This window comes from Burkholderia sp. Tr-862 (assembly GCF_011753085.1).
In the GTDB taxonomy this organism is placed as follows: Bacteria; Pseudomonadota; Gammaproteobacteria; order Burkholderiales; family Burkholderiaceae; genus Burkholderia; species Burkholderia ambifaria.
The window spans coordinates 17,180-38,770 of sequence record NZ_VWWG01000061.1 but is presented as its reverse complement, the minus strand read 5'-3'; the positions used below and the strand labels follow the sequence as shown (position 1 = coordinate 38,770).

Here is a 21,591-nt window from a genome sequence, read left to right as displayed (position 1 = left end):
GTAGCCGACGAACGCATGCCACAGATAACCGGCGAGCGTATTTCGGCGCACCGCGTATTCGTCGCGGGCCGCCTGCCATGCGGCCGACGATCTCGTGCTGGCCGCGCGCGCAGGCGTGGATTTCGTCACGCTGTCGCCCGTGTTACCGACGCTCAGCCATCCCGGCGCGCCGGCGCTCGGCTGGACGCGGTTCGCGGCATTGGCCGCGCAGGCCGTGATGCCGGTCTACGCGCTCGGCGGCATGACGCGCGCGCATCTCGACGACGCGCGCCGCCACGGCGCGTATGGCGTCGCGGGCATTCGAAGTTTCTGGTGAGTGCGGCCGGGCGCGCCAGCGCCCGACCTTCCGAGCGTTACGCGTTCAGATCGGCGCGCATTCCGCGCCATGTGCTGTCGTCGATCCGGCGCACGTCGTGCGTGAGCGCGTATTGGTTGACGTCCCCCGTCAGCCATGCGACGAGCGAATACGGCGGCAAATCCCCCTCGTCGATCCGGTCGCGTGCGCGTGCCGGCGTCTCGAACACGACCTGCCCTCTCGGCGCATCGAACGGCAGCGCGTCGGGCGACAGGTTCAGCGCGATGGTCAGCGTCTCGTCATCGGCGAGCCGCCACGACGCCACCAGCGCATCGGCATCGCCGTCACCGTCCGCCTTCAACGTATGCGCGTCCCGAGGCCGGCAATCGGCCAGCCGCGGCGCAATCAGCTTCGCGCGCACCGCGAGCGCCGACTGCACGAAATGCGCACGATCGGCATCGCGCGCGGTTTCGTCGAAGATCAGCGGGATCTGCGGCGTCAGCAGCGACAGCGCGAGCGCGGCGAGACCCGGCGTCTCGAGGTCGCCATGCTCGCTCTCGCGCCATACGCCGTCGGACAGCACCAGCGACGTCAGCGCCAGCCCTTCGGCGCAGGGGCCGTCGCCGGATGCGGCCGGCTGGAACGCCGCGCCGGCTGCGGTCAATGCACGGGCCAGCGTATGGATCGACTGGTGTGCCGAAATCCCTTCGTGAGCGGTCGCGCCGCGGTCCGTCAACCGATGCAGCGCGCGTTCGCCGCAACCGTTCCACTGGGCATCGAAATGGGTATCGGCCAGATGCACCGGATGACGCTCGCTGCCGAGCACGAGGTGGATCAGCCGGTCGGCCGGCACGGCCGCGCGCACGCGGTCGGCGATCTCGCGCAGCCACGACGTGCCGATCCGGTCGGCCTCGCGCAGCCGCAGCCCGTCGCAACGGTATTCGTTGATCCAGTACACCGCGTTGTCGCAGAAGAAGTCGCAGACTTCCGGATGATCGAGCGCGAGCGGCGGCGCCTGCAGCGGATCGTCGCGCGTATGGAAGAACGGCGCCGCGTAATGGCGCAGCGCGTCGGTGCCGCTGCCGAAGCGCGCGTAATCGAGCTCCAGCAGCACCGCGAGACCGTAGCCGTGCGCGTCGTCGATCAGCGCCTTCAGCGCGTCGGGGCCGCCCTCGGCCGCGAGCGGCGCGAACGGCAGGCTGTCGTGCGGCGACGCGAGCAACTCCAGCGCGGTCACGCCGAGACGCGCGAGCTGCGGCAGCCGGCGGCGCACGCCGTCGAAGCCGCCCACCGCGTGCGGACGAATCGCGTACAGCGCGATGTCTTCCCACGGACGTCCGCGCCAGAACGTGTTGCGCCACGTGAACGCGCGCGGATCGATGACCTCGCTCGGGCCGTTGAGCCCGTCGGGTTGCGAACGCGATGCGGGATCGGGAATCGACACGACATCGTCGAGCCGATAACGATAACGCGCGCCCGCACCGCATTCGACGAACGCTTCGAACCAGTTCCGACCGGCGGCCGTCATCGGGACGAGCGTCGTGCCGTTGCCGGTATCGAGTTCGAGTTGAACGTGCATGCTGGTCGGCGCCCACACGCGGAAATGCGTGCGCTGCGACGTGCCGAGCGCGCCGCACGGCTGCGCGCCGGACGGCAGGCAGTGAATGTAGTGCTGCGCATACGGATCGTGCGAACAATCTGACATCATGCGCTCCTCATGCGTGCCGAGCGGCATGGCCGCGCGAACACGGCGCGGCGCAGCGGGGCCCGGCATGCGACGGCCAGGCAGGGGGGAAGAAAAGTATGCGCCGGTTTCAGGTTCGAAACGCATGGAATCCTCACATTTTTAAATGCGAATCGACCCCGACAACGTTTGCGCGCGAGGCGCGCCGAGTCGGGTAGTCCGCATACCGGAATGGCCGCTCGCCTTGTTGCGCCGCCGACCGCCACTTACGCTCGGTGCGGTGCGCGTGGACACCCCGTCCGCGCCCGAACCCGAGGCATCCGCCATGTCACTCCCCGCCAGCGCCGCGAAGTTCGATCCGGCACGCGCGCACGAATACGGCGAACAATCTCGCATCGCGCTCGCCGGCTATGACGCATGCCACGAACTCGCCGCGTGCATGCTCGCTTCGTCGATCGGCGCGGCCGATGCGCGGATCCTCGTCGTGGGTGCAGGCGGCACGGGGCAGGAAATCTGCGTGCCCGCCGCGCTCGAACCGGGCTGGCGGTTCACGGCCGTCGACCCGTCCGCGCCGATGCTCGCGCTCGCGCGCGCCAACGTCGAAGCGGCGGGTTTCGCCGGCCGCACGCACTTCATCGAGGCCGGCATCGATGCGCTGCCCGTCGCGCCGGCCTTCGACGGCGCGACGCTGATCGGCGTGCTGCATCACGTCCCTGGCGACACGGCGAAGGCCGCGCTGCTGGACGCGATCGCGCGCCGAATGAAGCCCGGCGCACCGCTCGTGATCGCGGGCAACCATCGCCGCTACGCGGACCACCCTCGGCTGCTCGATGCGTGGCAGCAGCGCTGGCGCATGAAGGGCGCGACGCCCGACGCCGTGCGTGCGCAGCTGGCGAAAATCCTGCAAGGCGCCGATCCGCCGGCTTCCGAGGAAGCCGTGTTCGAACTGCTGCACGACGCGGGTTTCGATGCGCCGCTGCGCTTTTTCTCGAGCCTGTTCTGGGGCGCATGGATCGCGCTGCGGCGCGCCGCGTGACGGGGCGCAACGACAAGTGACGGGCGTCACGCAAGGCACCGGACCATTGCGAAGCCGTCGCGCGGCCGCCCGGCCTGCGCGGCGTCACCCGCGCTCGGTATGATGTGGTTCCCGCCCCTCTTCCGGCCTCGACATGCTGACCGTCCACCACCTGAACAACTCGCGTTCACAGCGCGTGCTCTGGCTGCTCGAAGAACTGGATTTGCCGTACGAGATCGTGCGCTACGAGCGCGATCCGAAAACGATGCTCGCGCCGCCCGCGCTGCGCGCGATCCATCCGCTCGGTAAGTCGCCCGTCGTCACCGACGATGGCCGCACGATCGCCGAATCAGGCGCGATCATCGAGTACCTGGTCGAACGCCACGGCAACGGCCGCCTCGCGCCGTCGAGCGGCACGCCCGAGCGGCACGACTACACGTACTGGCTGCACTACGCGGAAGGGTCGGCGATGCCGCCGCTGCTGCTGAAGCTCGTCGCGTTGCGCATCGCGCATGCGCCGATGCCGTTCTTCGCGCGGCCGATCGCCCGCAAGATCGCCGCGACGCTGCAATCGGGCTTCGTCGATCCGCAGATCGCGCTGCATCTCGGTCATATCGAGGACGCTTTGAAGCGCACGGGCTGGTTCGTCGGCGACAGCTTCAGCGCGGCCGACATCCAGATGAGCTTCCCGCTCGAGGCCGCGATGGCGCGCGGCGACGGCGGCAGGTATCCGTCGATCGCACGCTTTCTCGAAACGATCCATGCGCGGCCCGCCTACCGCCGCGCGCTCGAGCGCGGCGGTCCGTACGAACTGCTCAAGTAACCCGCGTCAGCTCAGCAACCCCGCCGCGACGTTGATCGACAGCCCGAGCACGGCCATGTTGAAGTAGAACGACAGGATCGACTGCGCGAGCACCGCGCGGCGCGCGGCGCGGTTCGCGAGCGACACGTCGGCCGTCTGCGACGCGACCGCGATCGTGAACGAGAAATACAGGAAATCCCAGTAGTCGGGCTCGGGATTGCGGTCCGGAAAGCGCAGCGAGCGATCGCCGGTCGGCGAGCCGTAATAGAGCCGCGCGTAGTGCAGCGTGAAGATCGTCGGGATCAGAAACCACGCGCCGAACAGCGTCGCGGCCGTAATCGCGTAATGACCGAGCCCCGCGCGAAAGCCGACGCTCTTTGCGGTCGCGAGCTCGATCGCGATCGCGGCGACGCTCGCGACCGTCGCGAGGCAGATGACGGTCAGCACGGTCGTCGCGTTCTCGTCCTCGCGGATCGCGACTTCGCGCACCTTGTGATGATGCGCGGTGACCATGCGCACCCACATCAGCACGAGATACAGCCAGACCGTGCAATCCCAGCCGATCAGCACACGCGCGGTCGGCCGCAACTGGAGCGGCAGCAGCACCGCGCACAGCACGCCCGCGACGAAGGCGGCGACCATGCGCGGCCGGTTGCGTAATACCTGCGGATAAAGCGTCATCGTGTGATTCCGAAAGCGGTTGGAAAGGTCCGGCCGGCGCGCGAACGGCCCGCTGCGCCACGCCGGCGGCTACCGCCCCGATTATCACCATTCCGACATGTCGTTGCGATGGGCGTGAACGCCTAAGATATCGGGATGACACCCGCCCTCTGCCACCATCCCGCGAACGCGGCCGGCCGCGACTTCGTCGTCGGCGATCTGCATGGCTGCGTGGATGTGCTGCGCGCGCTGCTGCACGACATCGGCTTCGATCCGGCGTGCGACCGGCTGTTCTCGGTCGGCGATCTCGTCGACCGCGGCCCCGCGTCCGAAACCGCCCTCACGCTGCTCGACCGCCCGTGGTGCTACGTGGTGCGCGGCAATCACGAAGAAGTGCTGAGCCTCGTGTCGCGCGGCAAGCTGTCGCTCGATGCATGGCGCGGGATCGGCGGCGACTGGGGTGCCGATCTCCCGCCGGAACGGCTGCACGCGCATGCGGCGCGCGTCGACGCGCTGCCGCTCGTGCGCGTGATCGGCGACGGGGCCGCGCGCTTCAACGTGCTGCATGCGGAATTCTTCGGTCCGGACGCCGAACTCGACACCGGCAGCTATTCGCACGACGTGCGCGAGCGGCTGATGTGGGGGCGCGACCTGGTCCAGGGGCTCGCCGACCCGGCCCTGCAGGCCGGCCTGTCATTGACCTGCACCGGTCATACGCCCGTGCGCGCACCACAGCGCATCGGCGCCCAATGGTTCATCGATACCGGCGCTTTCGCGCCGTCCGGACGCCTGACGATCGTCGAACCGCGCACGGGCGACATGTGGTCGCTCACCCAGGCCGACGCGCGCGCACGTCATGCGGGCGAGCTGCCGCTGCCCTAGGCCGGCAACGCCTGGCGGGCCCACGCGAACGCGTTTGCCCGCCCGAGCCTCCCCCCGCTAGCCCACCTGGTTCAACTCGAACACTGCATCGATCGCGGAACCGGTCCAGTTGTATTCGAGATACGCCGCGTGGTGACAGTCGCGCAGCAGCGTCGTGCGAAACGCCGCGAGACATTCGCCGCGCGGGTCGCGTACCGACGGATAGACGATCCCCGCGCCGCCTGCATTGCGCACCGCGCGCCCGAGCGTCTGCCCCGCGCTGTAATCGAGCGGATCGAGCAGCGCCGGGCTGCGCCGCGGCCACGTGCGCACGTCGGCGACCTCGCCCTGCGCGTACACCGTATAGAGCCGCATCTGCTGGCGCATCGGCGGCTCCTTCGTCGCGGCCAGGAACAGCCCGCTGTGATAGCGCGTTTCGGCGATCGCCGTGTCGCGCGACCGCCCGCAGTAGAACACGCCGTAGCTGCCGTCGGAAAAGCGGCTGCCCTGCGGATTCAGGTGCGTGAACGCCGCCATGATCGGCCCCCAGCCCTGGCCGTAGCGACGCTCGGCCGGCGGCACGAGTTCGAGCGTGCCGACTTCGTGGCGAATGCGGTCGTTGGTCAGCGATTCGAGCGCATAGAGCGCGTCGAAATCCTCCGCGGACGCGACGCGGTCGAACAGGTTGATGGCTGGAAAACGGGTGGGAATCACGCGATAGGCAGGCGCCCAGTCGACGACGGTCGTGGGCCAGTGTTGCGCTTCGATCGGCATCGTCACGCCCAGCCACCTCGCATCGCGTCGAGATATTGCCGGACGGCGACCAGATCGCCGACGTTGCCGGCGAGCATCCGGTCGAGCGCGCGCTTGCCGCCGAATGGCGCTGCGTCGTTGGGCCGCTTGACCCAGGTATCGGCCGCGGCCGGCTGCGGCAGCAGGATCTGCAGCGCCTTGTAGATGCCGAGCAGCAGCGATAGCCGCTCGAGCGTATCGCGCGGCAGGCGCGCCGATTCCGGCGCTGCCTTCCACTTGAAGAACGTCGAACGGCCGGGCGACCCGAGCAGCACGATCTGTTCGTCGATCGTCAGCTCCCAGTCGCGCGCGATGTTGAAGAACGCCCGCAGGCCGGCCGCCGACATCTGCGCGACCGAAGCCTGCCGCGGAGCGGAATACGGATCGAAGGCGGGCTGTGTCATGATCGTTAGTCTCGAAATGAATTCACTAACAAGATTAGTCCATTTCGGTATTTTTGCAAGGGTCGTCCCCCGACATCGGCAACTCCTTCGACAAGGTGATATTTTTTGTCCATTCTGGACGCTTATTTTATTTTCTGCGTTAATGGCCGTGCGGACAGCGCATCGCAACACGCTGCCTGTCGGCACCAACCGTGTCGCCCAGAACCGGATAGACCACGCCAAGGAACCATCATGAAGAGACTGATTGCCGCCGTTTCGATCGCCCTGCTCGCGGTATCGGCGGGTCCCGCCGTCGCGAAGGACTGGACCACGCTGCGCTTCGGCACCGACGCCAGCTATGCACCGTTCGAATCGAAGGCGCCCGACGGCAAGCTCGTCGGCTTCGACATCGATCTCGGCAACGAAATCTGCGCGCGGCTGAAAGCGAAGTGCGTGTGGCTGGAGAACGATTTCGACGGCATGATCCCCGCGCTGAAGGCGAAGAAGTTCGACGCGGTGCTGTCGTCGATGTCCATCACGCCGCAGCGCGCGGAGCAGATCGGCTTCACGACGAAGATCTACAACCAGCCGACACGGCTCGTCGTGAAGAAGGGTTCGCCGCTGCTGCCGACGGCCGAATCGCTGAAGGGCAAGTCGATCGGCGTCGAGCAGGGCACGACGCAAGAAGCGTATGCGAAGGCGTACTGGGCGAAGCAAGGCGCGAACGTCGTGTCGTACCAGAATCAGGACGGCGTGTATGCGGACCTCACGTCGGGCCGCCTGGACGCCGCGCTGCAGGACGAGGTGCAGGCCGCGATCGGGTTCCTGAAGTCGCCGCGCGGCGCGGGCTACCAGTTCGTCGGGCCCGAACTCATCGACGAGAAGGTGCTCGGCATCGGCGCCGGCATCGGGCTGCGCAAGGAAGACACGGACCTGAAGTCGAAGATCGACCGCGCGATCCTCGACATGGTCAAGGACGGCACCTACAAGCGGCTCGCGTCAAAGTACTTCGACTTCGATATCTACGGCAGCTGAAGCGGCGTCGCGCGCGACGGGTGCGATGCCCATCGCGCGCGGCCCAACCGCCCTCCCCAACCGCCGGACGGCAACGCCTCCCTGACGTTTGCCGTTGCGCCGGTTTCATCAACCTTGTCTTACCGCCCCATGCCGCACCGCCTGCTGCCGCACTTCATTCGGATTGCAAACCGATGACTTGCGCGGGCGATGGCTCGCGTGCGACGTCAATACGCGAAGAGCGGGCGCAGCCGCACCGGCGCGCGGGTGCACATACCCTGGCGGATCCGGTTGGCCTGCGAAAAAGTGCCGGCCCGGCGCGGATGACCGGGTATCAGCCGGATCCGCCTCGCACCGGGCGCGCTGAGGTGGCCTGTCGACGCATGCCGGCCGGCAGCAAGATGCGCGGACGACCCGCGATGGGTCGAATCATTGCGTTCGCGGCTTGCCGGCCGCGTCGTTTGGCGATCGTTCATCATTTTTCTACCCCGTATTCGAGCCGTTGCTTGTGCCGGCAACCGGACATCGCCGGTGCTCCGACGATCAGACGACGACGGCCCGTGCCGGTCGGAACCGGGCAGTGCTGCCCGTCCCGCCGGTCATCCCCGCGGACCGCGTCCTTGCCGGCTCTTGCAGGGTTCGCTGCCGAACCGGCCGGACGCCACGTCGTCGTCTCTCGCACCTCAATCTGCGCAAGGAGCGGGCCAGCTTCGGATGAAGCCGGCTGCACAAGGCTTTCGTCGGACAAGCCCGCGGCTGGATCGGGCGGGACATGCAGGAAGTTGCGAAACTGAAACATGTCGCGCGCGGGCGGCCGCGGCCGCGCGGCGGGAACGCCTTGCCGGACAAGGCGCGCGGACGATCCGGAAAGTTTTCCCGGCGCGCTCGGCATGCCGCCGCCCGCGTTTGCCGGGTCTATTCGCACGGCTGCCGACGGGAAACGTTTCACGCCCTTTACATGCCGCCGGACGCGCGCACGGGCCAGCCGGGAAGGTTTCCCTGCCGCCGTTCAGCCGACGCGCTGGTGGTCGGCGTCGCCGGGCGGCGAACCGTCCTTCCCGCCGTTGTCGCCGTTGTTGTCGTGGTCGTTGAGCCCGTGCTCGATCATCATCCGGTAGAGCGTCACGCGCGAGATGCCGAGTTCGGCGGCCGCCTTGTTGATCCGGTGATCGTTGCGCAGCAGCGCGTTCTCGATCGCGGTGCGCTCGGCGAGCGAACGCGCCTGTTCGAGCGTCACGGGCTCCGTTTCGCCCGGCGTCTCGAGCCCGAGATCGTTCGGCGTCAGCAGCCGGCTCTCGGCCATCACGATCGCGCGGCGCACCCGGTTGATCAGCTCGCGCACGTTGCCGGGCCACTCGTAGCGGCGCATCGCGTCGAGCGCGGCCGACGTGAAGCCGCTGATCTTGCGGCCGCTGTCCGCCTTGTATTTCTGCAGCACGTAATGCGCGAGGATGTCGATGTCCTTGCCGCGCGCGCGCAGCGGCGGCTCGTGAATGCGCAGCACACAGAGCCGGTGATAGAGGTCCGCGCGAAAGCGTGCGGCTTCGACCGCGCCGTCGAGATCCACGTGCGTCGCCGAGATGATCCGCACATCGACCGGAATCGATTCCTGGCCGCCGAGCCGCTCGATCTTCCCTTCCTGCAGGAAGCGCAGCAGGCTCGCCTGGCTTTCGACCGGCATGTCGCCGATTTCGTCGAGAAACAGCGTGCCGCCGTTCGCGGATTCGATCCGGCCCGCGCGCCGCTGGTTCGCGCCGGTGAATGCGCCGCGCTCGTAGCCGAACAGTTCCGACTGCAGCAGGTGATGCGGAATCGCGCCGCAGTTGATCGCGACGAACGGGCCCTTGCCGCGCGCCGAGCGCTCGTGGATCGCGAGCGCCGTCAGCTCCTTGCCGGTGCCCGACTCGCCGGAGATGAACACGCTCGCGTCGGTTTTCGCGACCTTGCGAATCGTGCTGAACAGCTGCTGCATCGCTTCGCAGTTGCCGATCATCCCGTGCTCGCCGATCGACGCCGCGTAGGCCGCGCCGTCGACGCGATCGAGCGCGGCCATCCCGCGTGCATGGCCGAGCACGTGCGAAATCCATTCGTGCGGCAACGGCAGTGTCACGTAATCGAAACAGTAGCTGCGGATCAGTTCGCGCACGGCAGGGCTGATCGTGACACCGGCCTGCGCGACGGAAATCCAGCCGATCGCCGCCTGGCTCAGGCACGCCTTCAGCGCGGGATAGTCGCGCGACGTGAAGCCCGAGAAATCGACGAGCCCGGCGGCGACGTTCACGCCGGATGTCATGTTCTGCGCGGCGCCGGCCGTCTTCGCGACCGAGATATCCCAGCCGAGCCCGCGCAGTTGCGCCAGCAACGGCTCATCCGGCGAACGCATGATCACGAATAGCTTGCGTCCGGCCTCGGGGGCGGTAACGGATACGAGCGGCATCTCGGGCGCCGCCGTCCCGTTTGCGTCGGGTGACCTTGCAACCATCGTTATTCCCCGCTTGGCGTTGGTATCGTGCGCCGGCTCACTGCGCGTACGAAGGACCTCGATCGAACCGACATATTGGCCGTATTTCCGTACGAATAAAATCCCCCCGGGCAATAATCGTGCGCCGAACGAATCCTTTCATGAACGGTATATCGATGCCGCCGACGCGCGGCTAGATGGGTGTTTTCCCGGTGGCGCGGCGGGCGCGAACGAAGGCCGCGTGGATGGCGAACGCGCGAAACCGCGCCGGTGCTGGCGCGCCGGGTCGGCATGCGATGCTCGGGCATGCGGAATCGGACCGGCCGCATGCGCCGGCTTGGCTGGTCGGCCGTCCCGGCGCACGCGCGCGCAATCGTTTCCGCTTGATGCCGGTCAATCGTCAATTAAACGGGGTTGATGCACGAACGCAACACGCGCCGCATCGCGCGGCGGGCGGTTCAGCGCCCCGATGCGAGCGGTACGGGCGCGTGGGCGCGGCCGCGGCCGGCCGCTGCGTCAGCGTGTTCGCCGTACGCGGCGACGAGCCCGTCGACGCGCAGGAGATGATGGCGGTTGTCGTGGTCCCACGGATGGAAGCCGGGCCGCAAAAAGCTCAGCCACTCCCCCGCGATGCGAGGGAACAGCCCGCGGCGCGGCCCGTACAGGAATGCGATCATGCGCAGCATGCCGCGCACGCGATGCCTGATGTCGCGATCGCGCGACAACAGCGTCACGTGGATCAGGAACACGGTCGGCCAGAACGTCAGCGTCGTCAGCAGGTACACGCCGACGCGAATCAGGTAGCGGCGCAGGCCCGGCTTCATCACCGCGTTCCACACGTCGTAGGACACGGCCTTGTGCTCGGTTTCCTCCAGCGCATGCCATACCCACATCTGCCGGTAGCCTTCGACCGAGCCGGCGAGACGCGTCGGGTCGCGCAGGATCCAGTCCGCGAGCATCGCCGTGTAGTGCTCCGCCGCCACCGTATGCGCGAGCTGCACCGAATGGGGCAACACGCGCTTCGCGAAGCCGAGCACCGTCCACACGCGTTTGTCGAGCTTGCGCGCGGGCAGCCGGTTCGCCTGCATCAACTCGTTGTATTCGACGTGCTCGCGCGTATGCATCGCCTCCTGGCCGATGAAACCGAGCACCTGGCGCTTCAGCACGGGATCGTCGATCCGGTCGCGATAGTTGCGCACCGAATCCATGAAAAAGCGTTCGCCGGCCGGAAACAGCAGCGACAGCGCATTGAAGAAGTGGGTCACGTGCGGGCCGAGCCCGTGCCAGTCCTTCGCGCGTTCGACCGGCAGGTCGAAGCGCAGGTCGCGGCGCACCGGCATCACCTCGGCTGCGGTGGCGGAAGCGGCTGACTTCATGTTCGTGGTTCTCCTTGTTTTCGGGCGGCCCGCCAGCCATTGCGGCCTTGCCGGCGCGGGCCCCGGCGGCGCATCGCGCAACGCCGAAATCTTGACATCGATAACTGTAAAGATAGGCTCCGGGCGACGCCGCGCGCAAGCCGCGCGGTAGACGCGCGCTTCCAAACAACGGGCGCTCGGCGGCGCGAAAAAAACGACGTTCGAACGGCGTTTGCGCGTGCGGCGATTCGAACGCGCACAGCGGCGCGCGACCGGCAAGCGGGCGCTCAATGCGCGAACCGTAATCGGCTTGAAAGCGCCGTGCGACGGGCGTCTCGCGCGAAGGGTCGGTGGTGTTCAACGCGACGCCGAGCGGCCGGGTCGCACCGATTCATACGCGCGCACCGCTCGCGCGGTACGACCGCGTGGATCCGGTTCGGGAAAAAATTCAAACGCGCGTTCCATTCGCGTTTCGCGCGAGAGGCGTGGCCGCTCTCCTAACGACCCGCGATCGACGCGCGGCCGTACCTTCGCCATGCAGGGCGGCCCGCTGCGCGCTCGCCTACAATAGCGGTTTTACCCAACCCCTTTCAGGAGAAGTCATGTCTGTCACCACGACCGCATCGGGCCTCAAAATCGAAGAGTTGACCGAAGGCACCGGCGCGGAAGCGCAAGCCGGCCAGACCGTCAGCGTCCACTACACGGGCTGGCTGACCGACGGTCAGAAATTCGACTCGAGCAAGGACCGCAACGACCCGTTCGCGTTCGTGCTCGGCGGCGGCATGGTCATCAAGGGCTGGGACGAAGGCGTGCAGGGCATGAAGGTCGGCGGCGTGCGTCGCCTGACGATCCCGCCGCAACTCGCCTACGGCCCGCGCGGCGCAGGCGGCGTGATCCCGCCGAACGCGACGCTCGTGTTCGAAGTCGAACTGCTCGACGTCTGACGAAGACGCCGGCCGGCTCCCTCCGATGGAACGCATTCCGTCACCCGCCATCGCGCTGCGCCGTTACGACACGTGCGAAGCGTCCGACGTGCACGACTTTCACCAGGTCGTGCTCGGCATCGACGGCGCGATGGTGATGGCGGTGGACGGCGTCGGCCAGCGCATCGACCGGCACGCGGCCTGGCTGATTCCGGCCGGCGCGCGCCATGATTACGCGGGCCTCGGCGACAATCGCCAGCTCGTGCTCGACCTGCCCGCCGCGTCGCTCGCGGTGCCGCAGCGGCTGTTCGACAGCGCGCGTGCGGTATCGATCGACCCGGCGCTGACGTCGCTCGTCGCGCAGGTCGCGGCGGCCGCCGCGCAACTCGACGGGCCGGCCGGCGACGCGCGGCACGCGCATCGCTTCCAGTGGCAGGCCGCCGCGCGCCTGTGCGACGCGCTGCTCGGCGACACCGGCCTCGCCGCGCCCGCGGCGGGCCTCGATTTCGCGCGCATCGACCGCTGGCTGCGCGCCCGGCTCGCGGAGCCGCTGCGCATCGCCGATCTCGCCGCGCACTGCGGCTACGGCATGCGCCGGTTTCATCAATTGTTCGTCGAAGCGTTCGGCGAAACCCCGCATCGTTACCTGCAGCGGCTGCGGCTCGACGCCGCCGTCGTGCTGCTCGCCGACGGCCGCCATCCGCTCGTCGACATCGCAGGCATGGTCGGCTTCGCCGACCAGAGCACCTTCACGCACGCGTTCACGAAGCGCTTCGGCGTCGCGCCGGGGCGCTGGCGCGACGAACGTCACTGAGCGACTCCGCCGGACGATCCCTGCCTGCACTAACGCGGTCGCATAGTGCGGCAAGCCGCCCCTTTCCCACGCGCAAATCGATCGCATTGCATCGCAGCCGGCGAGGGTATCGACGCTTCACGCGTTCCTGAAACGTCGCCCGTGCGCCGATGCTCGCGGGCGCACGGATCGCTGCATTTCATCGATGCGTCGACGCCGCTGCGGCTGCTGCTCGCGTCGGTCGGCGCTGCGGGTCGCGGCTGCGGTGCTCGCGACGCTGGTCAGGCCGGATGCGCACCGCGGTGCATCGGCCGCGCGTTCGGCGGCGGCGTCCGTCGATTGAACGGTACGACCGGCCTTCATCCCCGCGTCCCGCCCTCCTCGTCACCCACCTTTCGCACGACCGTCTCCGCCGCCTTCAGCGGCCGGCCGTCGTCGTGCCGCAGCGCGAGCTTGCGGATCGCGCGGCCCGTCTTGCGCTCGATCAGCACCGAATGCGGCTCGCCGCGCGCGAACAGGTTCGCCTCGCCCCACTGCCGCAGCATCACGATCACCGGAAACAGCCCTTCGCCCTTCTTCGTCAACGCGTATTCCTGATACGCGCTGCCGTCCGACGCGGGCACGACTTCGAACACGCCGGCCTCCACCAGCATCCTGAGCCGGTCCGACAGGATGTTGCTCGCAACGCCGAGGCTCGCGCGGAAATCGCCGAACCGGCGCACGCCGTCGAACGCGTCGCGCACGATCAGCAACGCCCACCGATCGCCGACGATATCGGTCGCCCGCGCCACCGGGCACGGCGAATCCGCAAGACTTTTCTGCCTGGCCATATTGCTCCCCACTGTCGCGCCGGCCGCCTTCCCGGGCCGCCGGCCATCCGTGCGCGGGCACGTCGCCCGCCGCCTCATGAAGTTGCATTTTAAAACTACTTTTCCTACACTCATACCAGTTTCAAATTGCAACTACTTGAGTGAGGCAACCGATGGAATCGCCTTGTCGTTCAGGAACCGTCGCGTCGAATGCGGCATCACGTGCCGCTCGCCCGGCCGATGACGCACGCGTGTCCACGGCGCGCGTCGCGCTGCTGGCCGTGTGCTGCGCCGCGAGCGTCGCGAACGTGTACTACGCGCAACCGCTGCTCGATTCGATCGCCCGCGACTTCGGCGTATCGCAGGCGGCGGTCGGCGGCGTGATCACCGCGACGCAGCTCGGCTGCGCGCTCGCGCTGCTGTTCGTCGTGCCGCTCGGCGACCTGCTGAACCGCAAGCGCCTGATCACCGTTCAGCTTCTGCTGCTGACGGCGGCGTGCATCGGCGTGGCCGCATCGTCGACGCGCATCGCGTTGCTCGCGGGCATGGTCGCGGTCGGGCTGCTCGGCACCGCGATGACGCAAGGGCTGATCGCCTGCTCGGCCGCGCTTGCGGGTGCCGGCGAGCGCGGCCGCGTGGTCGGCGCGGCACAGGGCGGCGTCGTGATCGGCCTGCTGGCCGCGCGCTCGCTCGCGGGTGTCGTCACGGATATCGCCGGCTGGCGTGCGGTTTATCTGGTGTCGGGCGCGCTCGCGATCGCGATGCTCGTCGCGCTGGCGCGGCTGTTGCCCGATGCCGATGCGCCGCGCGAACGCATCGGCTACGCGGCGCTGCTCGGGTCGATGGCCACGCTGCTGCGCACCGAGCGCGTGCTGCGCGTGCGCGGGGCGATCGCGCTGCTGATGTTCGCGGCGTTCAGCATCTTCTGGAGCGCGCTCGTCCTGCCGTTGAGCACGCCGCCGCATGCGATGTCGCATACGCAGATCGGCGCCTTCGGGCTCGTCGGCGCACTGGGCGCGGCCGCCGCTGCACGCGCGGGCCGGCTCGCGGATCGCGGGCTCGGCGAAGCGACGACCGGCGCCGCGCTGGCGCTGCTCGCGTTCTCGTGGCTGCCGCTCGCGTTCGCCGGCACGTCGATCGCGCTGCTGGTCGTCGGCATCGTGCTGCTCGACGTCGGCGGGCAGGCCGTCCATGTCGTGAACCAGAGCCTGATCCTCGGCGCGCGGCCCGACGCGCATGCCCGCCTCGTCGGCTGCTACATGCTGTTCTATTCGGTCGGCAGCGGGCTCGGCGCGATTGCGTCGACGATGATGTATGCGTACGCCGGTTGGATCGGCGTCTGCGGGCTCGGCGCGGCGGTCAGCGTCGTCGCGTTCGCCGTTTGGGCCGTGACGCTCAGGCGCGCATGACGCTGTCGAAAACGGCGTGCGAATCACGGCGAGTGCGGCAGCGGACGACAAAAAGCCGGCTCGCCCGAATCGGGCGAGCCGGCTTGGGTGTCCGGCTTGGGTGTCCGGCTTGGGTGTCCGGCTTGGGTGTCCGGCTTGGGTGTCCGGCTTGGGTGTCCGGCTTGGGTGTCCGGCTTGGGTGTCCGGCTCGGGTGTCCGGTTGGGGTGTCCGGCATGGGCGCCCGGCTCGCGAACCGGACGCATGCGCGTGCGCCGCTCGGCATCCGGCGGCGGCGCGCCGCGCTCGCTTATCCCGCCGCCTGGATCGCCTCCTCGTACACGCCGGCGACGCGCCGCGCGATCACCGCGTTGTCGAAGTGTTCGCGTGCATAGCGCTTGCACGCGGCTTCGTCCGGCAGCGTGATCGCGCCCGACAGCGCCGCGCCGAGCCCTTCCGCGATCGCATCCGCGCCGGTCGACGGCAGCACGAGATCGTCGGACAGCCCGGCGACCGCCTCGGGCAACCCGCCAACCGGCGTGACCAGCACGGGCGTGCCGGACGCGAGCGATTCGACGGTGATCAGCCCGAAGCCTTCGAGCGCGACCGTCGGCACGACGCTGACCGTTGCCGCGCGGTACAGCGCCGCGAGATGGTTGTCGGGCACGAAGCCGAGCAGCTTCACATTGTCCTGCAGCCCCGCCGCATCGATGCGCTGCTGCAATTCCTCGCCGATCTTGCCCTTGCCGGCGATCAGCAGCAGCACGTCAGGGTGCCGTTGCTTGACGAGGCCGATCGCGTCGATCAGATCCTCCAGCCCCATGCGCCGCACGAGCCGGCGCACGGCCAGCACGATCGGCCGGTCCTGCGGCAGTTGCAGTTTGTGCCGCGCCTCGCTGGGCGTGAGTGGCGTGTCGAACTGCGCGGTATCGACACAGCCGGGAATCACGCGCACGCGCGACGGTTCGATCCCGTAGCGGTTCGTCAGGATCTGGCCGAATGCCTGCGACAGCACGATCAACCGCGACGAGCGCGTATAGACGGCCTGTTCGAGATAACGCTTCGCGCGCTGCCCGAGCGACGCGGCGCCCTCGACCTGGCTTTCGTCGGCCCACGGCCCCTGGAAGTGCGACACCTGCGGAATCCCGCGCGTCACGTCGAGGCCCGGGAACGTGTACAGCGCGAAGTGCGACGAAATCACGTCCGGCCGCTCGCTGCGAATCTCGTCGCGCAACGCGCGGCGCGCGGCGAGCATGCGGCGCGCGAGCGGCTGCGACGCGGGCCCGAAGCCCTGGATCGCGCCGCCCGTGTCGTCGGCGACCTTCGGCGAGCCGGCGACGAGCCCGCGCACCTCGACGCCCGCACCGGGCAGCGCGCCGACGAGCGAGTAGTACATCCGGTCGAGGCCGCCCGCACGTTCGGGGAACCAGTGCATGCCGATCTGCAACGATTTGATCGGCCGGGAAGATTGGGACATCACGATTGCTCCTGCGTCACCGCATGCTCGACCCGCTCGAAGGCGGACGGCTGCGTGGGTTGGCCGATGCGCCGGTAGAGCGCGACGTACTGGGCGCCCATATGGGCCCAGCCGAAACGGGTCATCAATTCGCGGGCCGCGTCGCCCATCGCGCGGCAGGTGTCGCGCGACGCGGCGAGCGAACCGATCGCCTGCGCGAGCGCCGCCGGATCGTCCGGATCCTCGAGCACGATCCCGCACTCGCGCGTGATGATTTCCGCGCCGCCCGCCGTTCGTGCGGTGACGACCGGCAGCCCGGCCGCCATCGCCTCCAGCAGCGACAGGCTCATCGCCTCGTAGCGCGACGGAAACACGTACGCGTCGACCGAACTCATCAGCGTCGGCATGTTCTTCACGAGACCGAGGAAGTGCACGCGCGAGTCGATGCCGAGCGCGCGCGCCTCGTCCGGATACGGACTGCCGGGCAGATAGCCGGCCACCGCGAGATGGACGTTGGCCGGCAGCTTCGTCAGCGCCTTCAGCACGGTGCCGAGGTTCTTGCGCGGCGTGCGCAGGTCGCCGACGAACAGCAGCAGGAACGCGTCGTCCGGCAGCTTGAACGCCGCGCGATCGGCCTGCGCGCCCGCGAATGCACTGCCGTCGACGCCGTTGTAGATCACGCTGATCTTGCGGCTGTCGATGCCGAGCCCGGCGATCTCGTCGGCCACCTTCTGCGACACGGCCGTGATCGCGCGCGAACGCCGGTACGCCCAGCGCTCCAGCGCGGTGTTCACGCGCGTATAGACGTACTGGTAGGCCGACCACATGCCCTTCGTCAGCCCGAACGGGTAGTACGGGCTCTTGAACCAGCCGCCATGCACGAAGTGCGCGGTATTCACGTCGGCGCGGATCCACGAGATGAAGCCGTTCACGTGCAGCACGTCGTATTCGCCGCGATGCGCGCGCAGCCACCACGCGCTCTTCAGCGCGAACACCTGCTGCTTGACGAGATTCGACGGCCAGAAGCGTCCGACCTTCACCGGCACCCAGCGCACGCGCGGGTCGGCCAGCAGCTCGGGCGCGACATGCGACGCGACCAGCGTGACCTCGTAGTTCTCGGCCAGCGCCGCGCGCGCGATTTCGTAATTGACGCGGCCCTGGCCGTCGTTATGTCGCACGACGTGCGTGACGATCGCGATTCTCAATGGTCGCCTCCCCGTGATTGCGCGGCGGCCAGCAGGCGCTGCCCCTTCTGCCAGTGCGCCGCGGATAGTATTGAAAAAATGGCCGTGAACAGCAGCAGGCCGCCCGTGCCGATCAGCGAGTTCGTGAACACGAGCATCGCGAACACCGACAGGCACAGGCTCAGGCATGCGCCGACAAACTTGTCCTTGCGCAGCTTGAACGCCGCGCGCAGCGTGCGGCCGAGCAGCATCACGACGCCCGCCAGGTACAGCAGCGTGCCGGGCCAGCCGAGCACGAACGGCACGTTCATCACGCCGCTGTCGAAGCTGCCGTACTTGCCGAGTTCGCCGCTGTCGCTCGACAGCTTGGTGGATGCGCCGGTCGCGCCCATCCCTTCGCCGGCGACGTCGGTGAACGCCGTTTGCGCGAAGGTCGCGTAGAACTTGTTGCGGTCGTCGTAGCTGCGGTCGTCCTTCAGGTTCGTGATCGACTGCAGACGCGCGCCGAGCCGGTCGGCCACCGGGCCGACGGTCAGGAGCGGCACGCACAGCCCGACCAGCACGACGCCGCTGATCAGGATCCGCATCCGCACGCGGTTGCTCGACTGCAGGAGCTGGATCGCGAGCGCGATCACCCAGCCGCCCCAGGTCGAGCGCACGAGACACAGCGCGAACGACACGAAGCCGGCAGCGCCCGCGAACCAGCGGACCTTCTGCGGCGCCGCGAACACGAACACCAGCGCGCCCATGATCGCGAACGCGAACGGCCCCGACGAGTTCATCGTGCTGAATACGCGGACGCCGTACGGCACCGGCTCGCCCTGCGAACCCATGTTCGACCCGATCATCCACAGCACGTCCCACTGCGGCATCACGAAGTACTGCACGACCCCGTACACGCCCATCACGGCCGCGCCCCACATGAACGTGGACAGCAGCACGTCGCGGTACTCGGGATAGTCGCGCGAGTTCACCATGATGTGAAAGCCGATCAGCACCGGGTACACCCAGTTCGCGAGGTCGTAGGTCGCGGCCATCACGCCGCTCGACACGATGCCGACCAGATACGCGTACGCCAGCCCGAACAGCATCAGCAGCACGGGAATCCCGCGCCGCTGCGCGAGCACGCGGTAATGCCTGATCAATCCGAACGCGGCGATCATCGTCACCGCGAGCGGCGCGACCTGGATCAGGCTGGTCGGCGTGAACGCACCCTTCGACCAGTCGGCCAGACGCCGCACTTCGGGGCTGAGGAACCATACCCACCACATGAAGCCGACGTAGCGCGCGGGGCTCTTGAAATACAGCCAGATGCCGACCGCGATGGCCAGCACCGGAAACGCGAGCGTCAGCACCTTGCCCTGGTGAATGGCGATCAGCGCGGCGGTAAACGTCCACAGCCCGGCCTGCCCGACCCAGTGCTTCCGCTCGGGTAGCCAGCTGCGGTTGCGCGACGGTTCGCGTTCGGCGGCAATCGTGCTCATCGATCCGCTCTCACCGCGACGAAGGACGCGAATCCGCGAGCGGCATCGCGAGGCCGGCGGCCGCCGGCGTGCGACGCCGGCGCAGCATGTCGCGCGTGATCCGCACGTGCTGCTCGGCGAACGCCTGCGTGGTCAGGTCGCGCTCGCGCAGGCACGCGGCCGCGGCGCGCGCGCAGTCGAGCGCGGCGGCCGGATCGGCCACGCAGCGGTCGGCGGCCTGGCGCATCGCCTGGGCATCGAACGCCTGCACGTAGGCGGCCGTGTCGTGCGGGAAGTAGTCGCTGAGCCCGCCGACGTCGGACACGATCATCGGCTTGCCGACCGCCGCCGCCTCGAGCATCACGGTGATGCCCGATGCGTGGAAGTTCGGCCGCAGCGGCACGACGATCACGTCGGCCCATGCGTACAGCTCGTGCTGCTTCGCGAGGCCCGATGCCGAGCCGATCTTCACGTTCGGCGCATGCCACTCGCGCGGCACGCGGCGGCGCGTCGCGAGCCGCACGTCGTAGCGCTCGTCGCCGCCGAACGCGGCGAGGAAGGTGCGCCAGTCGCGGTCGCGGTCGTTGCCGATCGCGGCGATCCGCAGCGGCCGGTTCGGCTGCCACTGCTGCGGCTCGACCGGCGGGAAATCCTGCGTGTTCAGCCCGTAGTACACGAACTCCGCGTCGCGCCCGAGATAGCGGCGGCACAGCTCGGCGTTGTCGCGGGCGAGTGTCGTCAGCGCGTCGGCACGGGCGAGCAGCTTGCGATACAGCCAGCGGCGCGCGCCGCCGAACGTGTTCCACTTGTCGAACAGCCACACGCTCTGCGCGAGCAGCAGCGGGCGCTTGCCCCGCGCGCCGGCGAGCTTCAGGACCAGCGCCGCGGCGAGGTGCTCCTGCTCGGTGTGCGTCCAGATCACGTCGGTGTCCAGCAGCGCGGCGCGATTGCGCCACGCGTGCACGACGTCGAAGCCGAGCGCCGCCTTCAGCGCACGGCGCGCGAGGCTCGCGACGCGGTTCTCGCGCCGGTCCTGTGAATAGGTCAAGCGGAATTCGTCGGATTCGGCGTGGTGATAGCCGTACAGGCAGCCGATGTCCTCGCCTTTCCGGTAGGTACGCGGATCGGCGCCGTAAAACAGGTGGACGTGAACCTTCGTTGAAGTCATGTCAGCCTCCGCCGTGCCGTGGGATGCCCCGACAGGCAGGCTTCAGGGAAATGAGCGGGTCGTACCATATCAAGCCCTCCGGGGGTGGCCATGCGTCGTGCGCGGCTCGTTCAAGACGTCACCGGCGGCATCGCCGCACGATGGGGGGCAAGGTTGGCGCGGCGCGCGTCGCGTGCGCCGCGGCGCACCGCGCGCCAGTGCTCGCGCACGCGCTCGCGCTGTGCGGTATGCAGCGACAGCAGCACGTGCGCGAAGCCCGGATAGACGCGCGTGCCGACCAGCGTCCACCACCACCACGCGAGCTCGCGCCGCACCGGCGGCAGATGCTCGCGCAGGATCAGGTGCAGGTTGTACGCGCCGTTGCTGATTGCATTCAGCGAGGCGGCATCGCGCCGATCGTCGTCGAAACGCTCGGCCGGGAAATGATCGACCGCGATCGCCGGGTCATAGACGAGCTTCCAGCCTTCGCGTTGCACGTGCATGCTGAATGCCATGTCGTTGTGCACCTGCGCACCCGCGCCGCGCAGCCGCGTGTCGAAGCGCAGCCGCTCGATCGCGGCGCGGCGGTAGCTCATGTTCGCGCCTTTCAGCATGTCGACTTCGCGCGCGCCGCCGACGCCCAGGTGATGGTTGCCGATGATCTTGCCGGACAGCGTGAGCTGGCCGACGAGCTCGCGCGACTCGTCGAGCACGCGGCCTTTCTCGTGCACCCAGTCGCGGCCGCCGACCGCACCGACGCGCGGATCGGCCAGGAACACGGCTTCGATGCGCGCGAGCCAGTCGGCGCGCGGCGCCGCATCGTCGTCGGTGATCGCGACGATGTCGCCGTTCGCCGAGTCGAGCCCCTTGTTCAGCGCGGCGACCTGCCCCGGCACGTCGACCGGCACGATCCGCAGCGGCAGCGCGCCGCCGACCGACGGATCGGCGAGGCGCTCGTGCGTGGCATCGTCCTCCGGGCGCGCGACGACGATCACCTCGTCGGGCAGCCGCTGCTGGCGCTGCAGCGCCAGCAGGCAGCGCGCGAGGTCGGCGGGACGCCGAAAGGTCGGAACGAGCACGGAAATTTTCATCGAGGGTTCTCCAGTCG

The 21,591-nt window shown here is 68.6% G+C and carries 20 protein-coding genes and 1 pseudogene; 8 read left to right on the top strand and 13 right to left on the bottom strand.

Annotated elements, in window-relative coordinates; translation table 11 throughout:
• Window positions 1-67: 67 nt before the first annotated feature.
• Window positions 68-316, top strand: a pseudogene (locus F3J14_RS18150) (thiamine phosphate synthase); the annotation flags it as partial.
• A gap of 37 nt (window positions 317-353) precedes the next feature.
• Here F3J14_RS18150 and F3J14_RS18145 read toward each other — a convergent pair.
• On the bottom strand, window positions 354-2,000 hold the full coding sequence (locus tag F3J14_RS18145; RefSeq protein WP_166724187.1) for a DUF3459 domain-containing protein: 1,647 nt from the start codon (window positions 1,998-2,000) through the stop codon (window positions 354-356).
• Window positions 2,001-2,304: 304 nt separating this feature from the next.
• Between F3J14_RS18145 and F3J14_RS18140 the strand changes: the two genes are divergently transcribed.
• On the top strand, window positions 2,305-3,015 hold the full coding sequence (locus tag F3J14_RS18140) for a class I SAM-dependent methyltransferase (RefSeq protein ID WP_166724186.1): 711 nt from the start codon (window positions 2,305-2,307) through the stop codon (window positions 3,013-3,015).
• A 133-nt stretch (window positions 3,016-3,148) separates the two neighbouring features.
• Complete coding sequence (locus F3J14_RS18135) at window positions 3,149-3,817, top strand: glutathione S-transferase (RefSeq protein ID WP_166724185.1); 669 nt, start codon at window positions 3,149-3,151, stop codon at window positions 3,815-3,817.
• Window positions 3,818-3,823: 6 nt separating this feature from the next.
• Here the strand turns inward: F3J14_RS18135 and F3J14_RS18130 are convergent, their stop codons facing one another.
• Complete coding sequence (locus F3J14_RS18130; protein WP_166724184.1) at window positions 3,824-4,477, bottom strand: DUF1345 domain-containing protein; 654 nt, start codon at window positions 4,475-4,477, stop codon at window positions 3,824-3,826.
• 135 nt (window positions 4,478-4,612) lie between these two features.
• Here F3J14_RS18130 and F3J14_RS18125 point away from each other — a divergent pair, with 135 nt between their 5' ends.
• Window positions 4,613-5,338, top strand: a complete 726-nt coding sequence (locus tag F3J14_RS18125; protein ID WP_166724183.1) for a metallophosphoesterase — start codon at window positions 4,613-4,615, stop codon at window positions 5,336-5,338.
• Between the two features lie 57 nt (window positions 5,339-5,395).
• Here F3J14_RS18125 and F3J14_RS18120 read toward each other — a convergent pair whose 3' ends face one another.
• Together F3J14_RS18120 and F3J14_RS18115 are read right to left on the bottom strand one after the other, a co-directional pair.
• Window positions 5,396-6,091, bottom strand: coding sequence for an RES family NAD+ phosphorylase (locus F3J14_RS18120; protein WP_166724190.1), 696 nt, complete (start codon window positions 6,089-6,091; stop codon window positions 5,396-5,398).
• Between the two features lie 2 nt (window positions 6,092-6,093).
• Window positions 6,094-6,513, bottom strand: coding sequence for an MbcA/ParS/Xre antitoxin family protein (locus F3J14_RS18115; RefSeq protein ID WP_006754054.1), 420 nt, complete (start codon window positions 6,511-6,513; stop codon window positions 6,094-6,096).
• A gap of 231 nt (window positions 6,514-6,744) precedes the next feature.
• On the opposite strand from F3J14_RS18115, the gene F3J14_RS18110 reads away from it, so the two are divergent.
• The gene (locus tag F3J14_RS18110; RefSeq protein WP_166724182.1) at window positions 6,745-7,527 is read left to right on the top strand and encodes an ABC transporter substrate-binding protein; all 783 of its coding nucleotides are present in this window, start codon (window positions 6,745-6,747) and stop codon (window positions 7,525-7,527) included.
• Between the two features lie 454 nt (window positions 7,528-7,981).
• Here F3J14_RS18110 and F3J14_RS18105 read toward each other — a convergent pair whose 3' ends face one another.
• From F3J14_RS18105 to F3J14_RS18095, 3 genes are all read right to left on the bottom strand, one after another.
• A complete protein-coding gene (locus F3J14_RS18105; protein WP_166724181.1) occupies window positions 7,982-8,455 on the bottom strand; it encodes a hypothetical protein in 474 nt (157 codons plus the stop codon).
• Between the two features lie 60 nt (window positions 8,456-8,515).
• Window positions 8,516-9,988, bottom strand: coding sequence for a sigma-54 dependent transcriptional regulator (locus F3J14_RS18100; RefSeq protein WP_166724180.1), 1,473 nt, complete (start codon window positions 9,986-9,988; stop codon window positions 8,516-8,518).
• Window positions 9,989-10,425: 437 nt separating this feature from the next.
• Window positions 10,426-11,343: a metal-dependent hydrolase gene (locus F3J14_RS18095; protein WP_166724179.1), complete on the bottom strand. Its 918-nt coding sequence runs from the start codon at window positions 11,341-11,343 to the stop codon at window positions 10,426-10,428.
• A gap of 581 nt (window positions 11,344-11,924) precedes the next feature.
• On the opposite strand from F3J14_RS18095, the gene F3J14_RS18090 reads away from it, so the two are divergent.
• Both F3J14_RS18090 and F3J14_RS18085 read left to right on the top strand, forming a co-directional pair.
• Complete coding sequence (locus tag F3J14_RS18090) at window positions 11,925-12,266, top strand: FKBP-type peptidyl-prolyl cis-trans isomerase (RefSeq protein ID WP_006754049.1); 342 nt, start codon at window positions 11,925-11,927, stop codon at window positions 12,264-12,266.
• Between the two features lie 25 nt (window positions 12,267-12,291).
• The gene (locus tag F3J14_RS18085; protein ID WP_166724178.1) at window positions 12,292-13,059 is read left to right on the top strand and encodes an AraC family transcriptional regulator; all 768 of its coding nucleotides are present in this window, start codon (window positions 12,292-12,294) and stop codon (window positions 13,057-13,059) included.
• A 338-nt stretch (window positions 13,060-13,397) separates the two neighbouring features.
• On the opposite strand, the gene F3J14_RS18080 is transcribed toward F3J14_RS18085, so the two are convergent.
• On the bottom strand, window positions 13,398-13,868 hold the full coding sequence (locus tag F3J14_RS18080; protein ID WP_166724177.1) for a helix-turn-helix domain-containing protein: 471 nt from the start codon (window positions 13,866-13,868) through the stop codon (window positions 13,398-13,400).
• Between the two features lie 152 nt (window positions 13,869-14,020).
• On the opposite strand from F3J14_RS18080, the gene F3J14_RS18075 reads away from it, so the two are divergent.
• On the top strand, window positions 14,021-15,256 hold the full coding sequence (locus tag F3J14_RS18075) for an MFS transporter (RefSeq protein ID WP_166724176.1): 1,236 nt from the start codon (window positions 14,021-14,023) through the stop codon (window positions 15,254-15,256).
• A gap of 287 nt (window positions 15,257-15,543) precedes the next feature.
• On the opposite strand, the gene F3J14_RS18070 is transcribed toward F3J14_RS18075, so the two are convergent.
• The 5 genes from F3J14_RS18070 to F3J14_RS18050 form a co-directional block, all read right to left on the bottom strand.
• A complete protein-coding gene (locus F3J14_RS18070) occupies window positions 15,544-16,710 on the bottom strand; it encodes a glycosyltransferase family 4 protein (RefSeq protein WP_166724175.1) in 1,167 nt (388 codons plus the stop codon).
• Window positions 16,710-17,894, bottom strand: coding sequence for a glycosyltransferase family 4 protein (locus F3J14_RS18065; RefSeq protein WP_166724174.1), 1,185 nt, complete (start codon window positions 17,892-17,894; stop codon window positions 16,710-16,712). The genes F3J14_RS18070 and F3J14_RS18065 overlap by 1 nt, the downstream gene beginning before the upstream one ends.
• Window positions 17,891-19,357 carry a glucose-6-phosphate isomerase gene (locus tag F3J14_RS18060; RefSeq protein WP_166724173.1) on the bottom strand — a complete coding sequence of 489 codons (1,467 nt, stop codon included), beginning with the start codon at window positions 19,355-19,357 and terminating at the stop codon, window positions 17,891-17,893. The genes F3J14_RS18065 and F3J14_RS18060 overlap by 4 nt, the downstream gene beginning before the upstream one ends.
• A gap of 10 nt (window positions 19,358-19,367) precedes the next feature.
• Window positions 19,368-20,504, bottom strand: a complete 1,137-nt coding sequence (locus F3J14_RS18055; protein WP_166724172.1) for a glycosyltransferase family 4 protein — start codon at window positions 20,502-20,504, stop codon at window positions 19,368-19,370.
• A 110-nt stretch (window positions 20,505-20,614) separates the two neighbouring features.
• Complete coding sequence (locus F3J14_RS18050; protein ID WP_166724171.1) at window positions 20,615-21,574, bottom strand: glycosyltransferase; 960 nt, start codon at window positions 21,572-21,574, stop codon at window positions 20,615-20,617.
• Window positions 21,575-21,591: the final 17 nt, after the last annotated feature.

What these genes read in the sequence shown, in the direction of transcription:
- F3J14_RS18145 (WP_166724187.1), bottom strand. Translation starts at nt 2,000, where the DNA reads ATGTCAGATTGTTCGCACGATCCGTATGCGCAGCACTACATTCACTGC.
- F3J14_RS18140 (WP_166724186.1), top strand. Translation starts at nt 2,305, where the DNA reads ATGTCACTCCCCGCCAGCGCCGCGAAGTTCGATCCGGCACGCGCGCAC.
- F3J14_RS18135 (WP_166724185.1), top strand. Translation starts at nt 3,149, where the DNA reads ATGCTGACCGTCCACCACCTGAACAACTCGCGTTCACAGCGCGTGCTC.
- F3J14_RS18130 (WP_166724184.1), bottom strand. Translation starts at nt 4,477, where the DNA reads ATGACGCTTTATCCGCAGGTATTACGCAACCGGCCGCGCATGGTCGCC.
- F3J14_RS18125 (WP_166724183.1), top strand. Translation starts at nt 4,613, where the DNA reads ATGACACCCGCCCTCTGCCACCATCCCGCGAACGCGGCCGGCCGCGAC.
- F3J14_RS18120 (WP_166724190.1), bottom strand. Translation starts at nt 6,091, where the DNA reads ATGCCGATCGAAGCGCAACACTGGCCCACGACCGTCGTCGACTGGGCG.
- F3J14_RS18115 (WP_006754054.1), bottom strand. Translation starts at nt 6,513, where the DNA reads ATGACACAGCCCGCCTTCGATCCGTATTCCGCTCCGCGGCAGGCTTCG.
- F3J14_RS18110 (WP_166724182.1), top strand. Translation starts at nt 6,745, where the DNA reads ATGAAGAGACTGATTGCCGCCGTTTCGATCGCCCTGCTCGCGGTATCG.
- F3J14_RS18100 (WP_166724180.1), bottom strand. Translation starts at nt 9,988, where the DNA reads ATGGTTGCAAGGTCACCCGACGCAAACGGGACGGCGGCGCCCGAGATG.
- F3J14_RS18095 (WP_166724179.1), bottom strand. Translation starts at nt 11,343, where the DNA reads ATGAAGTCAGCCGCTTCCGCCACCGCAGCCGAGGTGATGCCGGTGCGC.
- F3J14_RS18090 (WP_006754049.1), top strand. Translation starts at nt 11,925, where the DNA reads ATGTCTGTCACCACGACCGCATCGGGCCTCAAAATCGAAGAGTTGACC.
- F3J14_RS18085 (WP_166724178.1), top strand. Translation starts at nt 12,292, where the DNA reads ATGGAACGCATTCCGTCACCCGCCATCGCGCTGCGCCGTTACGACACG.
- F3J14_RS18080 (WP_166724177.1), bottom strand. Translation starts at nt 13,868, where the DNA reads ATGGCCAGGCAGAAAAGTCTTGCGGATTCGCCGTGCCCGGTGGCGCGG.
- F3J14_RS18075 (WP_166724176.1), top strand. Translation starts at nt 14,021, where the DNA reads ATGGAATCGCCTTGTCGTTCAGGAACCGTCGCGTCGAATGCGGCATCA.
- F3J14_RS18070 (WP_166724175.1), bottom strand. Translation starts at nt 16,710, where the DNA reads ATGTCCCAATCTTCCCGGCCGATCAAATCGTTGCAGATCGGCATGCAC.
- F3J14_RS18060 (WP_166724173.1), bottom strand. Translation starts at nt 19,357, where the DNA reads ATGAGCACGATTGCCGCCGAACGCGAACCGTCGCGCAACCGCAGCTGG.
- F3J14_RS18055 (WP_166724172.1), bottom strand. Translation starts at nt 20,504, where the DNA reads ATGACTTCAACGAAGGTTCACGTCCACCTGTTTTACGGCGCCGATCCG.
- F3J14_RS18050 (WP_166724171.1), bottom strand. Translation starts at nt 21,574, where the DNA reads ATGAAAATTTCCGTGCTCGTTCCGACCTTTCGGCGTCCCGCCGACCTC.